Origin of the sequence: Silvania confinis (assembly GCF_025564085.1) — a bacterium.
Classification (GTDB): Bacteria; Pseudomonadota; Gammaproteobacteria; order Enterobacterales; family Enterobacteriaceae; genus Enterobacter; species Enterobacter confinis.
Genome location: NZ_JAMGZJ010000016.1, coordinates 1 through 373 on the forward strand (window position 1 = coordinate 1; position 373 = coordinate 373).

1 protein-coding gene is annotated in these 373 nt (G+C 61.4%); it reads left to right on the forward strand.

Annotated features, from left to right (window positions below; genetic code table 11):
* Positions 1-373 (forward strand): integrase core domain-containing protein (locus M8013_RS00075; RefSeq protein ID WP_271265811.1); only part of this gene is annotated, 373 nt, incomplete at both ends.

Genomic DNA, 373 nt, shown 5'->3' on the forward strand with positions numbered 1-373 from the left:
GCGCCCCGTGGGGTGACACCACCGGGACCTGGACGGCGCTGGAGTTATGGCTGATGCGCCTCGGTATCCGGGTGGGTCACTCCCGGCCTTATCATCCGCAGACCCAGGGCAAGCTCGAACGCTTTCATCGCAGTCTGAAGGCGGAAGTGCTGCAGGGGAAATGGTTCACGGACAGCGGCGAGTTACAGCGGGCCTTCGACCACTGGCGGGCAGTCTATAACCTTGAGCGTCCCCACGAGGCGCTGCATATGGCCGTCCCGGCGTCGCGTTATCAGCCGTCGTCACGTCAGTACAGCGACACGGTAACGCCGCCGGAATATGACGATGATGTGCTGGTCAGGAAAGTGGATATCAGCGGGAAACTGAGCATTAA